The following is a 20,046-nucleotide window of genomic DNA, read 5'->3' as shown; positions in this document are numbered from 1 at the left end:
ATTCGTGCATCATAAGCGCGCGTTCCTGCTTATATGGATTATTCGGTTACTCCGGTCTGCCTTGCGTAACGCCGTGCACATAGGTGAACCAAGGCGTATCGAGCGCTCCCTGGCCCGGGTTATAGGTGAAGAAATACTCCACCGTATCCCCGTGCTGCAGGTTGTTCACCGGATAGGTGAAGTTTCCGTTTCCGGTTGGATGCATCGCCACATTCAGCTGACCGCCGTTATTGATCTTGTAGTGCAGATCAGCAAAGGTCGCGCCGTTGACATAGAACAACAGATCATCACCAGTCCGCTTCAGGCCGCGTACCTCATCGCCGATCACGATGGTGGAAGGCGATCCGGGGCCGTCCGGATTCTGTCCGCCTCCCCCTCCGCCTTCGCCGCCTTCTTTATACACACGTACATAGTCTACTTGAAGCGTAGCCGGGATGTCGCCCGGATTTGGCGCACGGCCGCCATCGAAGGTGCCGCCGAGGGCCAGGTTCACAATGAGATAGAACGGCTGGTCGAACGGCGCGTTCGGATTGTTCGGTGCAGCAAGCGAATACCATTGTTCTCTCGTTACCTTGAAGAAGAACTTGCCATCTACATACCATTTAATGTTGTCCTCTTCCCAAACGACAGAATAGACATGGTAGTCATTGGCGATGGTCTGTCCTTCAGGGAAATGATATTCACCGGACAGATGCGTGTTTGACGGCCATTGTCCGCCGAAGTGAACCGCGCCGGTGGAGGTTCCAGGCAGACGTCCTCTTGCTTCCATGATGTCAATTTCACCGGAGGATGCCCATGTGCCGTAGACATTGTCCTGCGGAAGCATCCAGAATGCCGGCCAGACCCCGTTGCCTGTCGGCAGCTTCGCGCGGAAGTCCACGCGGCCATACTGCAGGGTGAATTTATCCTTGGTGTTAATTTTGCCGGAGGAGTATGGTGCCACTCGGCCCGGGTCTTGAGGGAACGTTTTTGGATCTTCCAGGGCCCGGATATTTAGGTTACCACCTTGTACGAAAATATTTTGGGTGCTGTCCGTGTAATGCTGCAGCTCTGCATTACCCCAGCCCCATGTGTTCGGATCGTCATTGAGATAATACCCGACCTCATAATTCCATTTGCTATGGTCAAGCTGGGTTCCGTTAAATTCATCGTGCCAGATCAGGGTCATACCTTCAATATTCGGGTTGTCCGGCGTGCTGAGCGGAATGTCCTCCTGATCGCTTACGTCTGGACGAGGCGCGTTCGGATTGCCGATAAACGTGTAATAGACATAGTTATCGCCAATATTCCCGCCAGCCTGCCCGTTCAGCGGATAGCCGATGCGGATCTGCATGTCTTCCTGAATCGGCTGGAACCACAGGCCGTAGATATAGTCGGACCAGTAGCCCCACTGATTCGCATCGGACATGTTGTTGTAGCCGTTAGCAGAGTAAGAGAAGCCGCTTTGCGCGGAGTCGCTCAAGTCCACCCATTGTCCGTTTCTGTTGATCTGGTATACAAAATTTCCAAGCTCGGATGCAATTGGCGCACCGCCGTCAATTTTAGGCAGCGGAATACCGATTGCACCGCTGTTATCTGCCGTAAAGGTTGTGCCTTCATATGGAGTAATCATGTATGAATTCCTCACCGGTTCATTAAAGATGATGGTATAGATGACATTGGCCGAAGAGGTTTTCGACTCAAGCTTCACATGGATCGATTCGGTGACCGTGAACCAGTAACCGCCGCCGCCATCGGTGAATTGACCGAAGTTGCGGTCATAGATCCAGCCGCTGGCCGCATTGTTGTCGATATCAATCCATTCGCTGCTGTTGACAGGCTTGACGTACACCTTCAGATCATCGGCTACAGCCTCATAAGGAATGGCCGGATCGTTGTTGAAGATCGGATAGGTGAAACCGGCGCCGCCTGTAAAGCCTGCTGTGATCTCCGGTCCTTGTGTAGGCGTCATCGCCGTAATGGTCGTTCTGTTGATGTTCTGGAATTGAAGCGTGTAATTCAGCGTCACGCCATTCGCTTTGGAGAACAGCTGAATCTCTGTCGTTTCAGAGATAGTAAACCAGTAGCCGTTGAAGCCGCCATCGCTCCAGTGGCCCCAGTTCTGGTTATAGACAAAGCGGCTTACGCTGTCGATATCGATCCAATTGCCGCCGACTCTCACATTGACGCCTAAATCCTGGATAACATCCTGCAGCGTGGCAGAGCCTCCGTTGAATATAGGCATGACAAATCCGTAGCTAGCCTGACCAACCCCGGATTTGGAAATGACAGGCCCGTCTGCTGGCGAAAAGTAATCCATAGAGGTAATGGTGGTTGCCGCTGCCTGAGCCTTCGATGCCGGCAACAGACCTACGCTGGCCACCATGACTACCGCTAAGAACAAACACCACACTTTTGACACCAAACGCTTCTCCGAAGAGTAAGATCGCCTCATAAATACCCTCCCTAAATAAAATAATAGTAGATGTCCTGGCTGAAAGGTCTCATAGGAAAACGCTTACACCAGAAACATCTTTATTCTATCGATAACGTCATCAGATGGATAGGTGCCATTTTTTTGGTTAGGTCCCATTATTTCGGGTCGTAAAACACAAGTCCACCATTGCCAAGACCTTGGACGTATGATAATTTTCGTGTATACGAGTAGAAAGGTGTAAGAGGGATCATCCACGCTGAAAGGAAATAGTACATTATGCCTAAAACCATTGTAGAGAAGCTGAATTTGCAAAAGTATCAGAAGACAGCCGTGTTGAATACGCCGGCAGGCGAGGAGAGTCTGGCTGAGCTGTCGGATGCGGATCACGAGCTAATCCAGGAGCAATACGACCTGATTTTTGCCTTCGTGCTGGATATGAATGCCTTTCAGCAGCTTATCGGGACCATCATCGCCGGGAATCGATTGCGTGAGGGCGGTCTCTTATATGCCGCCTATCCTAAAAAAGGAAACCGAGTATACCCGACTTATATTCACCGGGATTCGCTATTTGAGGGGGTTGGGGCGGACGAAGATGGCTATATCGGGACAAGCAGTCTCAAATTCAATCGCATGGTGGGGATGAACGAGGTATTTACGGTGGTAGGCTTTAAAAATGAAAGGAAAAAGGCCGTCTCGGGATCTGCGAAGCCAAGTCAAAGCGTGGATGATTACGTTTCCTTCATCCCGCAAATCGAAGAGGATTTGAGCGGTGCGCCGGCGGAGCTCGCGTTCTATCGTTCGCTTACGCCAGGGTATCGCAAGGATTGGGCCCGTTATGTATACAGCGCGATCCAGGAGCAGACGAGAGCGAAGCGCAGAGAAGAAATGATCGCTGTTCTGGCTCAAGGCTATAAAAGTATGGATCTTTATCGGCGGGGAAAAAGGTAACGCTGTTCGGCCAGGCAGGTTGTACAGTTTTTGTACAGAAGCGGTTGTTACAATGTGCTGGGACTCTATTCCCTCTAATAAATCATGAATGACCAAGATATAGGCGTCCTGTTGGAATGGAGGTAGACGGCTTGAACTGGCGAAGTGGACGCAAAGCGGTGTGGATAGGGCTATGCATATTGCTGGGGGCGGCTCTCGGAATCGGAGGCTGGCTGACCCGGGCGGGGGGAGAAAATCTGACGAAGCGTTTTATCATGACCCATATGACGAATCCGAACGGCACGTTGGCCACGTATTTACAAGGGGCCGATTCTGTCGTGCCTGAGCTGGCGGCTGGGCGAGAAGCGCTGTCCGAGTCCCTTGGGTTCTGGATGCAGGCGGCGCTGGCAAGTGATGATCTTGCCGAGTTTGAGAGAAGCTATGAACAGCTGGTCCAATACTTTATTGCCTCCGAGCCCCGCTACATTGCATGGAAGCTCAGCGGTGAGGGCGAGGCGCAAGTAAGCACGAATGCGCTTGGGGATGATTTGCGGATTATCGGGGCTTTGCTGGAAGGTGCCCGCAAGTGGGAGGAGCATCCTGAATGGATAGAGACAGCCCGCCAGCTTACGAATACATTATTAAGCCGCTCCGAGAAGAACGGCTACCTGGTGGATTTCTACGATTTTGCCAGAGCGGAAGCGCCGGACACGCTGAGTCTCGCTTATGTGGACTTGCCGGTGCTGGAAGCTCTTATGCAAGCGGGTCTGCTGGATAAGGAAGCGTACGGCCGATACCATGCGCTGCTGCAGGACATGCCGGATGACGGTGTATTTTTCCCCAAGTCCTATAACGTGGTGAGCGGGGAATACACTTATGTGTCCGAGGTGAACATGATTGATCAGCTGCTGGTGGCGATCTATGCGGGTGAAACGACAAAAGCGCAGTCGCTGCATTCGTTTCTGAAGCGGGAGTATGAACAGACCGGAATGGTCGCGGGACAGTATCGGCGGGCTGACCGGACAGCGGCGGTGGACTACGAATCCTCATCGGTGTATGGCCTGGCGATCGTATACTCGCTTCAGCAGGGAGACCCGGTGTTCGCTAACAAGCTGTATGAACAGATGCAGAGACTCAGGGGGCAGGATGAACGTTATCCCGGAGGGTATGTGTTTGAGGGAAATACGCATATTTTTGATAACTTGCTTCCTTTATTAGGGGAGTATGCAATTCGTAGGGGTGGACATGGAAAATAAAAAACTGATTCAGCGGATGGTGTGGGGCTACGTTCTGCTGCTTGCTTTGGCCATTGCAGGAAACGCTGGTTTATATCCATGTATTCATAAACCAGTCTTTCACCTGGATGGAGCTCGTGTTCGCCATAGGCTGCCTGGCTGCTCTGCTGCTCGGATTTCTGGCTCCTGCCGGCTTCTCGGCTGTGGTTACGTTCATATATATTGTTGCTTATTTTGTATGGCTGGCCACCTATGCCGAGGTGAACGTGTTATCCTTCTCCTTGCTGTGGCAGATCCCGGCCAATGTGGCTGCAGCGGCATTCATCAAGGCGGGGCTCGTTCGCAATAAACGGATGATGGAGAGGCTGGAGGAGCTTCAGCACAAACACCCGGAAGTTGACCTGGCGACGTTGCTGGGCAACAAGGAAGCTTTTAAAGAAACGCTGGTCAAGCAGTCGAATCTGGCCCATCGTTATTCGGAGACGTATAACTTTTGCCTGGCCATGTTCAAAATCGAATTTCTCCCGATGGTGCAAGAAGCGCTCGGCTCCCAAGGGTATGCCCGGCTGCTCGCGTCCTTGTCGGAAGCGATCCGGAAGCAAATTCGGTATGAAGATTACAAATTTGCCCTGGACGAGGGCAGGTTCATTGTGCTGCTGCCGATGACCAACCAGGCCTACCTAAAGGCGCTGACAGACCGGATCAAAAATGCCTTGATGGATATTCCGTTTCAGGACCGGAATGGCCGGGAGCTGAAGCTGGTGATCCGCGCCGGGGCGCTTGTGTTTGCCATTGTGCGGCGCTGGCGCTGCTCATCGCTACACTGACCTTCCGGGTTCGTGTCCATCGTAGATATGACCGGAGGAAGAACAGTGGCTGATCTCTTATTGGTTTTTTGCATACTGAGTATCTGGGCGGCGGTATTTCAGTCCATCGTCATTATGGGAGGGGCGGTCCGGTTCATTTTCAGACAGAGCCGCAAGGAGTGGGATATTCCGTCTCAGGACGAAATGGAGCATTTCCCCAAGGTGACCGTCCTCGTCCCTGCACATAATGAGGAGCTGGTGATCGCGGCTACGGCAGAGCATATTCTGCGGCTGAATTATCCGAAGGATAAAGTGCAGCTGATTGTCATTGCCGACAATTGCAGTGACCGCACGGCAGCGAAGCTCAAGGAGCTGAAGCAGAGGGAAGCCTACCGCGACCGGGACTTCATGATATTCGAACGCACGGGAACCGGCGGCAAGTCGGGAGCGCTGAACGATGCGCTCTTGCATGCCAAGCATGAGTGGGTATGCGTGTTTGATGCGGATGCGGCGCCGGAGCGGAACGCGCTGTATTTTTTGATTGAAAAAGCGCTGGAGGACCCGGACAGATACGGGGCGGTTTTTGGAAGGAACAAGGCGAGGAACCGCGGGCAAAATTTTCTCTCCAAATGCATCAATCTGGAACTCGTTACCGCACAGCGTATTTACCATACCGGGCTATGGGAGCTGTTCAAGCTGGGGACGATCCCCGGCACGAACTTTATTGTGAAGACGGAGCTGATCCGTGAAATCGGCGGCTGGGACACGGAGGCGATCACCGAGGATACGGCGATTTCCTTCGAGATTATGACGAGAGGTCAGCTGATCGCGCTGGCGCCTCAGGCGGAAGCCTATCAGCAGGAGCCGGAGCAGCTCAGCGTGTACCTGAAGCAGCGGGAGCGCTGGGCGAAAGGGAACTTTGCGGTTGTGATGGAGAATATCCACCATCTGTTTGGACGCTCAAGCTGGCGCATTAAGCTGCAGGTGCTGTATTATGCGGCGAGCTACTTCTGGTATCTGCTGTCCATTATCATCTCGGATATCATTATTGTCGTCAATCTCGTATACTGGGGGATCTCGCTGTTTCATCCAGAAGTGGTATCCCCGTTCCAGTTCGCCGACGATCTGTATATTTACCTGATGATCGCCTGGGGGTTGATGTACTACCTCTTCGTATTACAGATCAATCTCGCGCTGGCGACGGATATCGGACAAAGCACGACGCAAAACTTTATTCTCTCCTGCTTGTCCTATTTCACATATGCCCAGCTGTTTGTGCTGGTGTCCATACGCGCGTTCTGTTCCCTGTTGATTGATAAGGTGACAGGGCGAAAAGTGAAATGGTACAAAACGCAGCGCTTCGGCTAATAGTAGAGCTCATACGAGGCTCATGAGAGCCGCCCGATTTGCATCCACGTCGACTGCGCGCGCGAGAACAGCCTGTGAATATAATAGCTCAGGCTTGGCGAATCATGATAACCGTAGGACATCAGCGCCTTGGTATCCATGAAGCGCGCCTCGGTTGTAGGACTGCCCATGACAACGGAAATAAGCCGCTTCCCGTCTCTGGCCGCCGTTCCGGTAAAGCAATATCCGGCTGCGGCGGTATAACCGGTTTTCAGCCCGTCCAGTCCTTGGACGTGGTAGGACGGGTTCGTTGAATGCAGCATGTCGTTGGTGCTGAATACCGAAAGATCCCTGAACTCCAGCTCATACGCCTGGACCGCGCTGTAGTCGAGAATTTCCGGGAAATCGTTCACTAGATGGAAGGCAAGCGCCGCGACATCGGCGGCTGTCATCATCGTATTGCGCCCGGTTGCTTCCTCCGTGAGCCCGGTGGCATTCACAAATTGGGTGTAGCTGGACAGACCCAGCTCCCGGGCTTTGTTGTTCATCATGCGCACGAACTCAGTCTCGCTGCCGGCAATATGCTCGGCCAAGGCGACGGCGGCATTGTTGGCGGAGGGCAGGGCCATCCCGATGAACAGATCACGCACACGGAGCTGGTCCCCTTCCTGAATGGCGATGGAGGCACCGGTCGTGTGGGCTGCCTTACGGCTGACAGTCACATGCTCCTCCCACGTCAGGGCTCCGTTTCGGATATGCTCCAGGACGAGATATTCCGTCATCATCTTGGACATGCTCGCCACAGGATATGGCGTGTCTGTATCCTTGGCGTAGATCACTTCACCTGAGCGGGCATCGATCAGAATCGCAGCTCTTGCCGATACTTCAGGTCTCTTGCCGTATGTATGCCAGATAAGCAGGAACAGGGCAATGGCCAGGCAGACAAACAGCAGAAACAGCTGCCCCTCTCTGATTTTTCTCGTGCGTCGGGTCCTTTTCTTCATCGATCTTTGCTCCTATCCATACATGATTAAGGTCATTGTAATGGAGCGGATTAAAGAATCCGGAAGAAAATTCTAAAGAAATATAAAGATTGTTACGACTGCTTGTTCAGAAGCTGCAACTGGACGGTGAAGCAGGTCTTTTCACTGCTGCTGGACACGTCAATGGTGCCTTGATGCAGCTCGATAATATCTTTGGCAATGGCCAGTCCGAGCCCCGAACCGCCGGTTTCGGCCGATCTGGACTTCTCCACCCGGTAGAAGCGGTCAAAAATATGAGGCAAGTCGATCGCAGGAATCGGATCGCCGTAGTTCACAATGTCGATGATCAAGGTATCATCCTCATCCTTCAGAAAAATATCCAGGTATTTACCGTCTTTGCCGTAATGAATCGCATTGGAGAACAGATTCTCGAATACGCGCGCCAGTTTGTTGCTGTCACCGAGTACATATTTCTCCTCCGTCGAGTAAAATTGTCGGCATTCCACCCCGCTGCGCTCCAGCTCCAGGCGAAACTGCTGCTCCATCTGGCTGAGCATCTCCACCATATTGATCGGAATTTTCTCGAGGGATACGGTATTGTTCCTCAATTTTGTGTATTCGAACAGATCATGAATCAGGTTGTTAAGCGCAGAAGCCCTGGCATATACAATTTGGGTATAGTAGCGGAGCTCGACCTCGTCCTTGTACTTGTCATTTTCAATCAGCGACAGGTAGCCCAGAATGGACGTCATCGGCGTTCGCAGGTCATGGGAGACGTTGGTGATCAGCTCGTTCTTGGTCATCTCCGCCTGCAGCTCCTCCTTCATCGATTGCTTCAGGCGATCGACAACGATCATGATATGGTCGGATAACAGGGCCAGGTCCTGGAAGGGCATCTCTTTCAGCCTGTCGTTAAAATTCCCCTCGGCAATAAACGCCACATCCTGGATCAACCGTGAGACACAGCGATCGTAGTAGGCTCTTCTTTCCCTGCGGTAGAACAGGTACAGGTACAAGAGCGTAAGCATCATCCATAGCACGAGATAGACCACGGGCTCTACCACCTGCAGCAATCGGTCCCACTTGCGGGGGCCAACGATATCTATAAAAGCATTTCTCGTATTGGTGAATACGAGGGAGTTGTATAAGATACTGGTGATGATATTCTCCAATAAGAGAAATGTCAGCATAGCCAGCCCTCCGGCCAGCACGATCAGGAATATTATTCTCCATCTCGGAAGGTCGCGCAGCAACCCCAGCAGTTGTTTATTCAATTTTATATCCCACTCCCCACACAGTATGAATGATCGACAAGCCGTTCATGGCAGACTCCAGCTTCTCCCTCAGGTTGCTTATGTGCACCATGACGGTCTTGGTGGACGCTGGTCCAGGCTCTTTCCATACCAATTCAAAGATCTCCTCCGAGCTGAACACCCGGCCGGGATGTGATGCCAGTAAATGCAAAATGCCAAACTCCAGCGAGGTCAGCTTGATCGTCTGCCCATCGACCTTGACGGTATGGGTCTTCTTGTTGATGGCCACATTGTGAACGACAATTTCGTCCTCTGAGCTGCTCATCGGCTTCGGATAGGCCCGCCGCAACAAAGCCTTCACCCGGACCACCAGCTCGAGCGGGTTGAACGGTTTGACCATGTAGTCATCGGCCCCGGTCATAAGGCCGTGGATCTTGTCCATATCCTCGGCTTTGGCGCTCAGCATTAGGATGGGGACGTTGCTCGTTTTGCGAATATGCTTGCAGACTTCAATCCCATCCACGTTCGGCATCATGACATCCAGCACGATCAGATCAATAGGGTGCCGGGCAAATTGGGACAAGGCATGCTCGCCGTCCTTGGCTGTATGAAGAGTATAGCCTTCGTTGGCCAGGTATAATTCGATCAGCTCCAGAATTTTATCATCATCGTCTACGATTAGAATATCGGTCATGACTCATTCAATCCTCCACTTGTTATGCCGCAAAGGCGGATATCCCCGCGCTTGCCTGTCATCACATCAGTATGCACGGGAATTTATTTTATCTTAACACGGATTGTAAAGAAGAGAGATTCGAGGGTTCAAGGGAGGCGGCCTTCGGAGAAAAGAAGATAGGCTGTAGTCCGCGGAGTGGATGTTGTGATAAGCTCTCCTTATACGCGATGAGAGAACGGCGTGCTCGGTTTCACGGATGCCAGGCATCCTGCACAAATGACCACAGACGGGAGTAGAAGAACACGATGAGCAAATGGAAATTGGCTGTTATTGGCCTTGGGCATATGGGCAAGCATATGATTCATCGCTTGCTGCCACAGTTTACGGACAAGATCGAACTGGTGGCGTTATGCGACAATGACGAAGCAAGTTTGCGGCGCGAAGCAGAAGCGGCTGGAGGGAACGCCCCTGCGCTATACACAGACTATCGGCTGCTGCTGGAAGAGATTCCGCTCGATCTGGTCTATATCGCGGTTCCGCCATCCCTGCACTACGATGTGGCGCGGATCGCTTTTGAGAAGGGGATTCACGTCTTCTGCGAGAAGCCGCTGGCCAACAGCCTAGCGGAGGCGAAGCGACTGCTGGAGCTGGCTGAGCAGGCACGGGTGAATCATGTGATTCACTTCTCGCTTCCGCTCGATCCGGCTGTACAGAAGCTGCAATCGCTCGTTCAGGAACGGGCCATCGGGAGCATTCAGCGTATGGAGCTCTACCTGGAGTTTCCGCAGTGGCCAAGAGCCTGGCAGCAGAATGCCTGGATTACGTCCCGGCATGAGGGCGGGTATTTGCTGGAAGTGGGCATCCACTGGATCAATATGATTCAGCAGGTGTTCGGCCCAATAACCCATGTTCAGAGCGAGGTCGAGTTTCCGGCGGATTCGAAACAATGCGAGAGCACCGTCAAGGCAACGATGCGACTGCATCATGGCGTGGATATCCAGGTGTCGGGTACGGATCATCGTGAAGGGGAAGAGCGTGTCTCCCTGGTCGTTCACGGGGACGAGGGGACAATAGCGCTGGAGAACTGGCGCCATCTGTTCAAGGGCGGTAAGGGAGAAGAATTACAGCCTGTACCGGCCGAGGCGGAGGAGAGCAAGCTGCCCATCTTGAAGCAGATTCTTCGGATATTGGACGGGGAGCCGGGCCAGGTCTATGATTTCTATGATGGATATAACGCCCAGGTGGTGCTGGAAGCATTGCGCAAACCGGGGGAAGGCTTCACGGACTTGAGACCGCTGCTGCAGTCCAAGTGACGGATTTGACGATCTCGGGTCCGGATGGAAATTGTCCTCCGACTCAAGGTTATCGGGATGACATCGGGTGATTTGTATGCATGGTCGTACAAATCACCTTTTATTCGTTGAACTGGGCCGTCTTGTACAACAAATCGTATAAGTCATCAGAGGCGAAGCATGCCGCGATCCTTTCTGTCTGAGCTGTAATCCGTGCGACCTCATGGCTTATAAAGAGGATGCAGATGCTCCCAGCAGGCTCTTCCTCTTGATCCCCTTTACGAGGGATTAATTTCCTTATAGATATCGTTTATAATGTAGGAGATTGTGGAAGAGAGCTTAGGCTAGCAAAATAATAGGGGTGAATGCGTTTGAAAAACAACAGTTCAAAAAGAATGGCGAGTTTTCTGATCTTATTTCTTGTATGTCATATTGCACTATTTCAACCAGTAGGTATGTCGGCTGCAGGGTCAGAATTCACGCAGTCCAGCACTCCAATAAGCTTAAGCTCCAGTACTGAACGGACCGTGGACTACATTCATAATCAGGATGGGTTTAGTTATAGCGGACTTATTCCGGCTCAACCGCTAGGCACAGAGATTGAGATGACGGGCTATCAGGATTGGCCGAGCGGTTTTACCAAAGATGGTTATGCCTTTGCTGGCGGGGTCTTTGACGGTCAGAGCATTTGGATGCTTCCTTTCAATGTCGATCAGGTTGTGAAAGTGGATAGCGTGACCGGCCAGATGACGGGGTACAACGACTGGCCTGCGAATCTTGATCTAGGGGGGAGCTACGGGGGCTTCTTCGTCGGGTCATTCAAGGGCGGGGCGTTTGACGGTGAGAACATCTGGATGGTCCCTTATAATGCCAGTCAGGTTGTTAAGGTGAACAAAGCAACGGGTGAGATGAGCGGCTATGAGAACTGGCCCGTGGGATTTACTAAAGGAGAAAATGCATTTTCAGGCGGGATCTATGCTGGATCAAGTCTGTGGCTTATTCCTGCGTCAGCTGATCGCGTTATCGAACTGAATACGGAAACGGGTGAGATGACCGGTTATGACGCTTGGCCCGCCGGATTTATGAAAAATCAGTATTCCTTTACGGGCGGTGTATATGACGGTCGAAATATTTGGCTGATTCCATACAATGCAGACCGGATTGTGAAGCTGGACACGGAAACAGGCGAGATGACAGACTATGACGCTTGGCCGGCCGGATTTACGAAGAATCCGTATGCCTTTGCGGGTGGTGTGTATGACGGTCAGAACGTTTGGCTGGTTCCTCTTAACGCTTTGCAGGTGTTGAAAGTCAATACGCTGACAGGGGAGATGACTAGCTACGACTTGCCTAGGGATGCTTGGCAAGGAGCCGGTGGGAGCATCTTTCAAGGTGGCGTGTATGATGGTCAAAGCATCTGGCTCCTTCCCTATTCGGATGGGATTGGGGTCGTGCGAATTGATAAAACGACAGGCGAAATGGCAACCTACAAGAATTGGCCAAGCGGCTTCTCAAAGGGGTTAGCTGCTTTTAATAGTGGTGTATTTGACGGCCAGAATATCTGGATGATCCCTTATAGTGCTGACCGTATCATCAAACTATTTTCGCTGACGTATACCATAGAGGAGATCCAGGACCAGCAAATGACTCCGCTAACGGTAGGGTATGAGCCGGGGACACCGGAAATCAAGACCATGACGATCACAAGGAATGGAACAGGGGAGTTAACAAGCCTTGCGGTGGCCTTAAGTGGAGCGGATGCTGATGCGTTTGAGATTAGCCAGCCCGCAGCTACAGCATTGAATCATGCAGCAGCGTCAACGACCTTTACCATTCAGGCGAAGGATGGACTCGCGCCAGGTACATACACAGGCTTAGTGACAGTCTCGGCCGACCATATGGAGGACGTTACCTTTACCATAACGCAAGTGGTTGCCGGAGTGTACGATAGTGTGATAAGTCCCGTAATGGCGAGTTTTGACAAAAATGTGACCTCTGCAACGTATGCCGATATAACAACAGAAGTAACATGGAAGGGAAATACGTTACTTGCGATAGAAAATGAGGGAGTGGCGCTGGTTCCTGATATAGATTATACGCTGGCAGATAACCTCGTAACGATCAAAAAGGAATACTTAGCCGGTCTGCCTCTAGGCGCCACGAGTCTGACGTTTACCTTTAGTGCAGGGGAGCCGCAGACACTGGTTATCACGGTCAGTGACTCGACACCCGTTATTGACGATGTCCCTGACAATGACGGTCCAAACGACGGTTCAAACGGTGGTCCAAGCGGCGGTTCAAATGGGGGCGCAACTGGCGGTACAAATGACGGCAGGGGGAGTAGCATGCCTCCAAATACCCACCTGATTTCGAAGGCTGGGGCAACCATTTCTTTTCAGGGGGGCCAGATTGTAATTCCTGAGGGAGCTTGGAACACATCCTTTTACCTTACGATTAACCGGCTGCGCAGCACAGAGGTTCTGGCTCTGGCCGATACACTCTCTTTAACAGGGAAAGAGCGGTTTGTTAGTGAAGTCATCGAGCTTAAAAAAGATCAAGCAGGGAAGTTTCATAAGGAAGTTACCCTACATTTGGAGTTAACAGAGGATGAGGATTTTGTTAATAGGGAAGGCATGAACGTGTCCCTTTACGGGTTGGACGAAGCAAATCAGGAATGGGTCGAGCTCAATAACGTTAAAGTGGACGAGGAGAAGCATAGCATCAGCGGAACGGTCGACCATTTTACTAAATTTGCGGCGATCGCCTCACAAGAGGAAGAGAAAGAAGCACCCGTACCTGTACCTGCTGTTCATTTATCCGATATTAGCGGACACTGGGCCGAGGAGAGCATCCATCGTCTGGTAGCTATGGGGGCCATTAGCGGTTATCCGGATGGAACCTTTCAACCGAATCAGCCCGTGACAAGATCAGAGTTCGTGACCATCTTGGTGCGAGCGTTTCAGCTTAACCTAGAAGATGGACTTACGGCTTCGCCTCCTTTTGAAGATGTACAAGCGCATTGGGCGATTGAAGCGATCTCCGCCGCTTACGCTCACGATATCATTCAGGGCTATAGCAATACTTCCTTTGGTCCAGAGGATCGGATGACGCGCGAGCAGATGGCGGTTATGATCGGTAAGCTGCTGGGATTAGAAGCGACCACGTTCAACTCCATATTCGTGGATCAGGGGGCCATATCTGATTGGGCTAATCCAAGAGTGATGGCCGTAGTACAGCGCGGGATCATGAACGGGTATTCGAACCAGGCGTTTAGACCGGAAGCTTATGCTACAAGAGCGGAGGTCGCGGCTGTTATCCTTCGAGCTTTGGAGATAAAATAAGCATAATTCGCAGACGTGAGCGCTATGCGATCGAGCAGCCCTGTCATGCGGATTTAAGAAAAAGAAACCTATCCTTGGTAAAATGGCGGATTACCCAGCCACTAACCGAACAGGACAGGTTTCTTTTTTGTGCAGCTACCCGCGGATTCACGTTTCTGCTTATGAATCTTTGCGGAGAATACCCCGCCAAATCACGTCATTCGTGTCAACAACGCCGCCATTCCACCCGCATCTACTGGCGCTGCAGCGTGCGCATGAAAGCTTCGAGATTGCTGTGCAGGAAGCCAGTGTCCATCTCCATGCCGGTCATGCGGGCTTGAACGTCCCGCACAAAGCTCGTCAAGTCGCTGGTTGAAGTGCGGTCGAACCGGCCGGGGCCCGTGCTTCTCTGAAGCTCCTTCATCTGGTCGGCGGCGGCTTGTCGATATTCCGTTACCCAGTCCTCGCGCGCAGCCACCTTCCGGGCAAAGGTATCCAAGATGCTGCCCCAGTCGCCTCCGGTGGCTATCGCCTCCTGAAGCTGGGTCATGGTGTCCGGCTCGAATCGGCGCATCATCTCGCCCAGGTCGACATAATCATCAGGAGCGCCGACCGGTCTCTGTGCCGGAGTGTCATAACGGATGACATTGGTGTCAGGATCGACGGTGCCCGTGTTGGAGATCGCTGCGATGAGACGCATCGTATCCATCCATTGTGCAGCCGCATCCTTGTCCATGTAGTTGTCGGCTATGAATTGAGCCTGAGCAAGACCGAGCTCCACAAGTGCAGCCCGCTTATCCGTGTCTGTCTCGTTGGTGATGAAATTGGATTGAATAATGCCGTAAGCAGCCTCGCCTACCTGTGCCGGCTGATCCTGCAGCAGCTGCTTCAGCGAATCATGAATTTGAGCCGTTCCAAAATAAACAGCCGAATGATGCACAATAGCGGAATCGGCCAGCTGACGCGCACCGGGACTGATCTCGACCGAGTCCTTGTCATGCGGCCGCACGGGAGGCGCGTCGGTCACTAACGCAGGCCGGTCGGGATGTGATTTGCGGGATGTGTAGAGATTCATGATGGTGTGTGGAGCATTGCCATTTACGTTCATCGTTATCTCACCCTATTACCTTCAATATTTACCTCTTATATCCATTTATATCGGACAAGTGAGCCGACATTTGAATATCCGCGGAAGAAAAAAGCGGCCAGCTTGGCCGCTTGCAAGGAAATTCACGTTCGGGCATCATTACCCGCGGATGCTATAGGCAAAATGATATACGCGATCAATGGTATTCACGCTAGGCCGATCAGTCACTCTGGCCAGTACGCCGCAAAGATCAAAGTAGTGGGTGAAATTAATCGCTCCCGGCAAGAACTGGCTGAGGCTGGCGGTGGGAGACGGGAGAGATAGCGTAATGCTGAATTCCCCGCGGCTGTTGGTTGTAACAGTTCCGCTCCGATATCGATTGCCGCTGCCCTCGGTCCAATAGCTGTTCTCCCAGATCACTTCCACCTCTGCATTGGCTACAGCATAGTTATCGGACGTGGCCACCACGCCGTTGACTGTGAAGCTGTTTCCGGTAATCCGGTAGAATCGCCCGTAAGCATAGCTTGGATAATCGTTCGGACCGCCATTTGAGTTGTAACCGGTGATCACAATGCGGTCAGCCCGGAGAATCGGCTGTACATGGAGTGTGTAATTGGTATCGGAATAGCTGTTGGTTGTATACACCCGAAGGTAATAAGTGCCGGTACCTACAGCGGCTTTGCCAGTGTCGGAAGAGATCCGTGTCATGCGATTGCCGCTTAAGGCGCCGTACAGCTCCGCTTTGTAGCCGGCCGCGACAGAGGCCTGGTCCAGACTGATCTGGAATGCGTCATAATTGCGACTGGCTGGAACGGTGATTGCGTACCAATCCTGGTCCACTTCGGAGTTAATGGAGCGGCTGACAATGCTGGAACCTCCAAGCGCCACGGTGAACGGGTAAGCACGGAAAGCATTCTCATCCGTCTCGAACGGGTCATAGGTTGAACTCGTGGAGACCGTTAAATAGAACGGCTCGTTGATGCTTGCTCCGACCGCTCCATATACCTCCATCAGGTAGGCTTTAGGGGCGGAGGTCGTGTTCTTGGTGCCGACGTTCTCGGACAAGGTTCTGGAGCCGTCGGCATAGTTGTTCAGATGGGTTCCATAGATGGAATAATCAATAGGATTGGGGTTCAAATCACCGGTAGACATATCGAATTCATAAAGGTACAGATCGTAGTCGAGCTGTGCGAGTGCGGGGCTGTCAAGCTGAACTTGCAGGATATCTCCGGGATTCACGTAAAACGGGTATAAAAAGGCCGAGGTTCCTTCCTGCTGGATATAACCGATGTATGTAGAAGTCTCTGCCGAGGTGCTGATCGATTGCGGTGAGGCGTTCATTTCATGGGCGGATGATTTCGATTTTGTTGTGATCGACTTCAGTGTTGCAGATAGGTCCGTTTGATGCTGCTTCAATTTCGTAGTATCCATCTCTGACTCGCTCTGGACAAGCTCGGTGATCATTTCTTCACTGGGCTGTAGTACCTCCGGTGGCGCGGCCGCCTCAAGATCTTCGCCGGTGATGACCGGGCCTTCCGGCAGGGGATCAGCAAATACCTGAAAGCTAAAGACGTGGATAACGAGTAGAATCATGGCCATGGTGAGGGAGAGTTTCTTTTTCATCAATTAGAACTCCTTTCAACCATCTAGAATATTTTAAATACAATTCCAGTATATTCTAAATATGATAGTTTGTTAAGGAGTTTCATAGATTGTTACATATATAGTCGTATTTCAACTATAACCATAAGCGGAACCTCTCTTGTAGCTGATGCGACATGTTCTGGTGGTAGTCCTTATCACGTAGATAGAGGCCGGTCTAAAGGGAATCCCGCAAGCGGCGAATGTCCCGAATTGGCGGCTGGCCGTACATGCGGGCATACTCGCGGCTGAATTGGGAGGGGCTTTCATACCCGACTTCGAAGGCAGCATCAGAAGCGTCCATCGAGGAAGAGAGAAGCAGGCGGCGCGCCTCTTGCAGGCGCAGCTGTTTCTGGTATCGGAGCGGGCTCATGCCTGTCACTTCGTTGAAAACTTCATAGAACGACGACTTGCTCATGGCCGCTTCTGCAGCCAGGTCGTCGATGCATAGCCGCTTCGCGAAGTTTCGGTTAAGCTGTTCGAGAACGCTCGCGATGCGCTGAGCATGACTGCCGATAAGAGCAAACTGCCTCATGCTGCCGCCTTGGTCGCTCTGAAGGATGCGGTAGATGATCTCGCGGATGATCATCGGGGCAAGAACCGGGATATCCTGCGGGGCATCGAGCAACCGGACAAGCCTTATAACCGCGTCGTTCAGCCCATCGTTCATCCGGCTGATGACCAGGCCACGCCGGGCCCCGGGTTCGGCGGGCGCCGATAATCCAGCCGTTTGGATGACATCCAGTAATCCGCGACGATCCAGCTGTAGTTGGAGGCATAGATAAGGGGCTTCCGGGGAGGCCTCAATCACTTGTCCGACAATCGGCAGATGAACTGAAGCCGTCAAATAACTGGACGGGTCGTAGCGGTAGCTCTCCTCCCCCAGCATCGCGATCTTGGCGCCCTGGGCTACGATGCAGAGCGATGGTTCGTATACAGAGTGCACAGGCTCCGACACCTGCGAAGACCGGATGATCCGCAACGACGGGATTGTGGTTTCATGGGTGCCGTCGGCAGCTGCGTATCGCTTCATCGCTTCAACGAGCTCCGCACTTGGGCCCGGCAGTTTATCAACCATCATTCATGCCCTCCGTTCCTGTTAGTCTACTCCTACCATTGTATGAATTTCCGGAAGATTAGGCAAACGGGGTGTAATATCCGGCTACCGCTGGCCTTCCTGCAGGCGTCATAATGAGTGTGTAAGTGATGTATGAGGTGAAGGGAGAGGGAAGAATGGGCAATCACGATCATCATCCGTACCCGCATCCGTATGTCGGCATGTGGGTCACTAGAGACGGATTCATACGGCATGAATTGCTGCCGAACGGACGCTATGACGAAGCGCGCGGCACCCGCCAAAGCGCTTATCAGGGCCGCTACACGATAGACGGGGACCATATCGAGTATGTGGATGATACGGGCTTTACGGCCGACGGGGATTTTCGGGAGGGTGTTCTGTATCACGCCGGCATGGTGCTCTATCGCGAAGAACGACATGAGAATGAGGAGGCATAAGACCATGTTGCCTATAAAGGATAAAGTGATCATCATTACAGGGGCGAGCAGCGGAATTGGGGAAGCGACCGCGCGTCTGCTCGCCAGCCGCGGTGCCCATGTCGTGCTGGGGGCTCGGCGGACAGAGCGACTGAAGGCGCTGGTATCCGCTATTGAGGCGGACGGCGGCTCGGCGGTGCATCAGGCGCTTGATGTGACCGATCCCAAGCAGATGGAGGCCATCGTCGCGCTGGCCCGTAAGCAGTATGGGCGGGTCGATGTGCTTGTGAACAACGCGGGAGTGATGCCATTGTCTCCGCTAGAAGCGTTGAAAATTGATGAGTGGAACCGCATGATCGACGTGAACATTCGTGGAGTCCTTCACGGTATAGCCGCAGTGCTGCCTGTTATGAAGGCTCAAGGAACCGGCCAGATCGTGAACATCGCTTCCATTGGCGCATATGAGGTATCGCCGACCGCGGCGGTTTATTGTGCAACGAAGTACGCGGTGCGTGCGATCACCGAGGGGCTTCGCCTCGAAGCCGGTCCGGGCATTCGCGTGACGCTTGTGTCGCCTGGTGTTACGGAGTCCGAGCTGGCGGACAGTATATCGGATGCGGGAGCTGCCGCGCTGATGAAGGAGTACCGCCGACATGCGATCCCGGCCTCAGCCATCGCAGGTGCGATCGCCTATGCGATTGAACAGCCCGCGGATGTGGATGTGAATGAACTTGTTGTGCGGCCTGCCGCGCAGCGGGCATAACGCCTTAAGCTGTCCGCTGCCTAAGCGGCGGGAAATGCGTACTGTCTGCCGCATATGCCAGCGTAGACGAAGCCCAGCCGTGAGGCTGGGCTTTTTTTGGGGCTATCTGTATATGCCAAGTTGGGGAGATTCGGATTAGGCTCGCATCATTCCTTTCCGAACAGCCCTTTATTAATCAGATGATACAGAATTTCCGCGATTTCCCGCGGGGACTTGTCCATGTCATTGCTGAGCCAAGCCTTCATCACATGGATGCATCCGCTAATAACGAATGTGCTCATGTATTCGGACAGATCCTCGTCAAGATGCTTCACGGCAGACCAGTGCTCCATAAAGTATTGATGGGCAAACGTCATGACCTTTAGCTGGAAGGAAGAATCCATTCTCTCGTTAAGCAGCGTTTGGCAGGTGTCTCGCTTGGAAGCAAAGTACTCCAACAAGTTTTCAAGCACGGGAAGGGCATCCTGTTCATTCTCATACTGGAACTGGTTCAGATATCCGGCCAAATCCTTTATAATTTCTTCCTCAATTTGCTCCAGCAGATCATATTGATCGGCATAATGAGCATAAAAGGTAGAACGGTTGATATCGGCCAGTTCGCAAATGTCCTTCACGGTAATGGAGGATAGTGGTCTTTCCTTCAATAGCTGGATCAAGCTGTCTCTAAGCACCATCCGTGTGTATTTTTTACGCCGGTCTAATGCAGCCATATCGAGCTCCTTCTTCCGTTTATCCAACATAATTCCCGATTGTGTCGGGTAACTTACGGATTCTAATGAACTGTATGTTGAGTAAGCAACACCGTG

General features: G+C 52.4%; 16 protein-coding genes. 8 read left to right on the top strand and 8 right to left on the bottom strand.

All coding sequences use genetic code 11. The features are described from left to right. Positions 1-46: 46 nt before the first annotated feature. The gene (locus CHH67_RS10730) at positions 47-2,434 is read right to left on the bottom strand and encodes a glycoside hydrolase family 16 protein (RefSeq protein ID WP_095265172.1); all 2,388 of its coding nucleotides are present in this window, start codon (positions 2,432-2,434) and stop codon (positions 47-49) included. Between the two features lie 258 nt (positions 2,435-2,692). Between CHH67_RS10730 and CHH67_RS10725 the strand changes: the two genes are divergently transcribed. From CHH67_RS10725 to CHH67_RS10710, 4 genes are all read left to right on the top strand, one after another. Further along, the gene (locus CHH67_RS10725) at positions 2,693-3,364 is read left to right on the top strand and encodes a YdeI/OmpD-associated family protein (protein ID WP_095265171.1); all 672 of its coding nucleotides are present in this window, start codon (positions 2,693-2,695) and stop codon (positions 3,362-3,364) included. 131 nt (positions 3,365-3,495) lie between these two features. After that, on the top strand, positions 3,496-4,599 hold the full coding sequence (locus CHH67_RS10720; RefSeq protein WP_095265170.1) for a glycosyl hydrolase family 8: 1,104 nt from the start codon (positions 3,496-3,498) through the stop codon (positions 4,597-4,599). A gap of 53 nt (positions 4,600-4,652) precedes the next feature. After that, on the top strand, positions 4,653-5,405 hold the full coding sequence (locus CHH67_RS10715) for a GGDEF domain-containing protein (protein WP_244908148.1): 753 nt from the start codon (positions 4,653-4,655) through the stop codon (positions 5,403-5,405). A 45-nt stretch (positions 5,406-5,450) separates the two neighbouring features. Beyond that, complete coding sequence (locus CHH67_RS10710) at positions 5,451-6,752, top strand: glycosyltransferase family 2 protein (protein WP_095265169.1); 1,302 nt, start codon at positions 5,451-5,453, stop codon at positions 6,750-6,752. A 20-nt stretch (positions 6,753-6,772) separates the two neighbouring features. On the opposite strand, the gene CHH67_RS10705 is transcribed toward CHH67_RS10710, so the two are convergent. The 3 genes from CHH67_RS10705 to CHH67_RS10695 all read right to left on the bottom strand — a co-directional run bounded on the left by CHH67_RS10705 (position 6,773) and on the right by CHH67_RS10695 (position 9,661). Then, on the bottom strand, positions 6,773-7,735 hold the full coding sequence (locus tag CHH67_RS10705; RefSeq protein ID WP_095265168.1) for a D-alanyl-D-alanine carboxypeptidase family protein: 963 nt from the start codon (positions 7,733-7,735) through the stop codon (positions 6,773-6,775). A gap of 92 nt (positions 7,736-7,827) precedes the next feature. Further along, positions 7,828-8,988, bottom strand: coding sequence for a sensor histidine kinase (locus CHH67_RS10700; protein WP_095265167.1), 1,161 nt, complete (start codon positions 8,986-8,988; stop codon positions 7,828-7,830). Next, complete coding sequence (locus CHH67_RS10695) at positions 8,981-9,661, bottom strand: response regulator transcription factor (protein ID WP_095265166.1); 681 nt, start codon at positions 9,659-9,661, stop codon at positions 8,981-8,983. Before CHH67_RS10695 ends, CHH67_RS10700 begins: the two co-directional genes overlap by 8 nt. 287 nt (positions 9,662-9,948) lie before the next feature. Here CHH67_RS10695 and CHH67_RS10690 point away from each other — a divergent pair, with 287 nt between their 5' ends. Both CHH67_RS10690 and CHH67_RS10685 read left to right on the top strand, forming a co-directional pair. After that, positions 9,949-10,956, top strand: a complete 1,008-nt coding sequence (locus CHH67_RS10690) for a Gfo/Idh/MocA family protein (protein ID WP_095265165.1) — start codon at positions 9,949-9,951, stop codon at positions 10,954-10,956. Between the two features lie 344 nt (positions 10,957-11,300). Beyond that, positions 11,301-14,276 carry an S-layer homology domain-containing protein gene (locus tag CHH67_RS10685; protein WP_095265164.1) on the top strand — a complete coding sequence of 992 codons (2,976 nt, stop codon included), beginning with the start codon at positions 11,301-11,303 and terminating at the stop codon, positions 14,274-14,276. A 232-nt stretch (positions 14,277-14,508) separates the two neighbouring features. Here CHH67_RS10685 and CHH67_RS10680 read toward each other — a convergent pair whose 3' ends face one another. From CHH67_RS10680 to CHH67_RS10670, 3 genes are all read right to left on the bottom strand, one after another. After that, a complete protein-coding gene (locus CHH67_RS10680; protein ID WP_095265178.1) occupies positions 14,509-15,330 on the bottom strand; it encodes a hypothetical protein in 822 nt (273 codons plus the stop codon). A gap of 171 nt (positions 15,331-15,501) precedes the next feature. Continuing rightward, positions 15,502-16,965: a hypothetical protein gene (locus CHH67_RS10675; RefSeq protein WP_095265163.1), complete on the bottom strand. Its 1,464-nt coding sequence runs from the start codon at positions 16,963-16,965 to the stop codon at positions 15,502-15,504. A gap of 196 nt (positions 16,966-17,161) precedes the next feature. Continuing rightward, positions 17,162-18,061, bottom strand: a complete 900-nt coding sequence (locus tag CHH67_RS10670; protein ID WP_095265177.1) for an AraC family transcriptional regulator — start codon at positions 18,059-18,061, stop codon at positions 17,162-17,164. 155 nt (positions 18,062-18,216) lie between these two features. Here CHH67_RS10670 and CHH67_RS10665 point away from each other — a divergent pair, with 155 nt between their 5' ends. Next, on the top strand, positions 18,217-18,498 hold the full coding sequence (locus CHH67_RS10665) for an Atu4866 domain-containing protein (RefSeq protein ID WP_095265162.1): 282 nt from the start codon (positions 18,217-18,219) through the stop codon (positions 18,496-18,498). 4 nt (positions 18,499-18,502) lie between these two features. Next, positions 18,503-19,240: an SDR family oxidoreductase gene (locus tag CHH67_RS10660; protein ID WP_095265161.1), complete on the top strand. Its 738-nt coding sequence runs from the start codon at positions 18,503-18,505 to the stop codon at positions 19,238-19,240. Between the two features lie 146 nt (positions 19,241-19,386). On the opposite strand, the gene CHH67_RS10655 is transcribed toward CHH67_RS10660, so the two are convergent. Beyond that, entirely contained in the window at positions 19,387-19,950 is a 564-nt protein-coding gene (locus CHH67_RS10655) for a TetR/AcrR family transcriptional regulator (protein ID WP_230875791.1), read from the bottom strand. Positions 19,951-20,046 lie beyond the last annotated feature (96 nt).

Source organism: Paenibacillus campinasensis, from assembly GCF_002272015.1.
Classification (GTDB): Bacteria; Bacillota; Bacilli; order Paenibacillales; family Paenibacillaceae; genus Paenibacillus_AQ; species Paenibacillus_AQ campinasensis.
This window is presented reverse-complemented; position numbering and strand designations above follow the sequence as displayed.

What these genes read in the sequence shown, in the direction of transcription:
- CHH67_RS10660 (WP_095265161.1), top strand. Translation starts at nt 18,503, where the DNA reads ATGTTGCCTATAAAGGATAAAGTGATCATCATTACAGGGGCGAGCAGC.
- CHH67_RS10680 (WP_095265178.1), bottom strand. Translation starts at nt 15,330, where the DNA reads ATGAATCTCTACACATCCCGCAAATCACATCCCGACCGGCCTGCGTTA.
- CHH67_RS10695 (WP_095265166.1), bottom strand. Translation starts at nt 9,661, where the DNA reads ATGACCGATATTCTAATCGTAGACGATGATGATAAAATTCTGGAGCTG.
- CHH67_RS10670 (WP_095265177.1), bottom strand. Translation starts at nt 18,061, where the DNA reads ATGGTTGATAAACTGCCGGGCCCAAGTGCGGAGCTCGTTGAAGCGATG.
- CHH67_RS10675 (WP_095265163.1), bottom strand. Translation starts at nt 16,965, where the DNA reads ATGAAAAAGAAACTCTCCCTCACCATGGCCATGATTCTACTCGTTATC.
- CHH67_RS10730 (WP_095265172.1), bottom strand. Translation starts at nt 2,434, where the DNA reads ATGAGGCGATCTTACTCTTCGGAGAAGCGTTTGGTGTCAAAAGTGTGG.
- CHH67_RS10685 (WP_095265164.1), top strand. Translation starts at nt 11,301, where the DNA reads ATGCGTTTGAAAAACAACAGTTCAAAAAGAATGGCGAGTTTTCTGATC.
- CHH67_RS10690 (WP_095265165.1), top strand. Translation starts at nt 9,949, where the DNA reads ATGAGCAAATGGAAATTGGCTGTTATTGGCCTTGGGCATATGGGCAAG.
- CHH67_RS10705 (WP_095265168.1), bottom strand. Translation starts at nt 7,735, where the DNA reads ATGAAGAAAAGGACCCGACGCACGAGAAAAATCAGAGAGGGGCAGCTG.
- CHH67_RS10725 (WP_095265171.1), top strand. Translation starts at nt 2,693, where the DNA reads ATGCCTAAAACCATTGTAGAGAAGCTGAATTTGCAAAAGTATCAGAAG.
- CHH67_RS10665 (WP_095265162.1), top strand. Translation starts at nt 18,217, where the DNA reads ATGGGCAATCACGATCATCATCCGTACCCGCATCCGTATGTCGGCATG.
- CHH67_RS10655 (WP_230875791.1), bottom strand. Translation starts at nt 19,950, where the DNA reads ATGGCTGCATTAGACCGGCGTAAAAAATACACACGGATGGTGCTTAGA.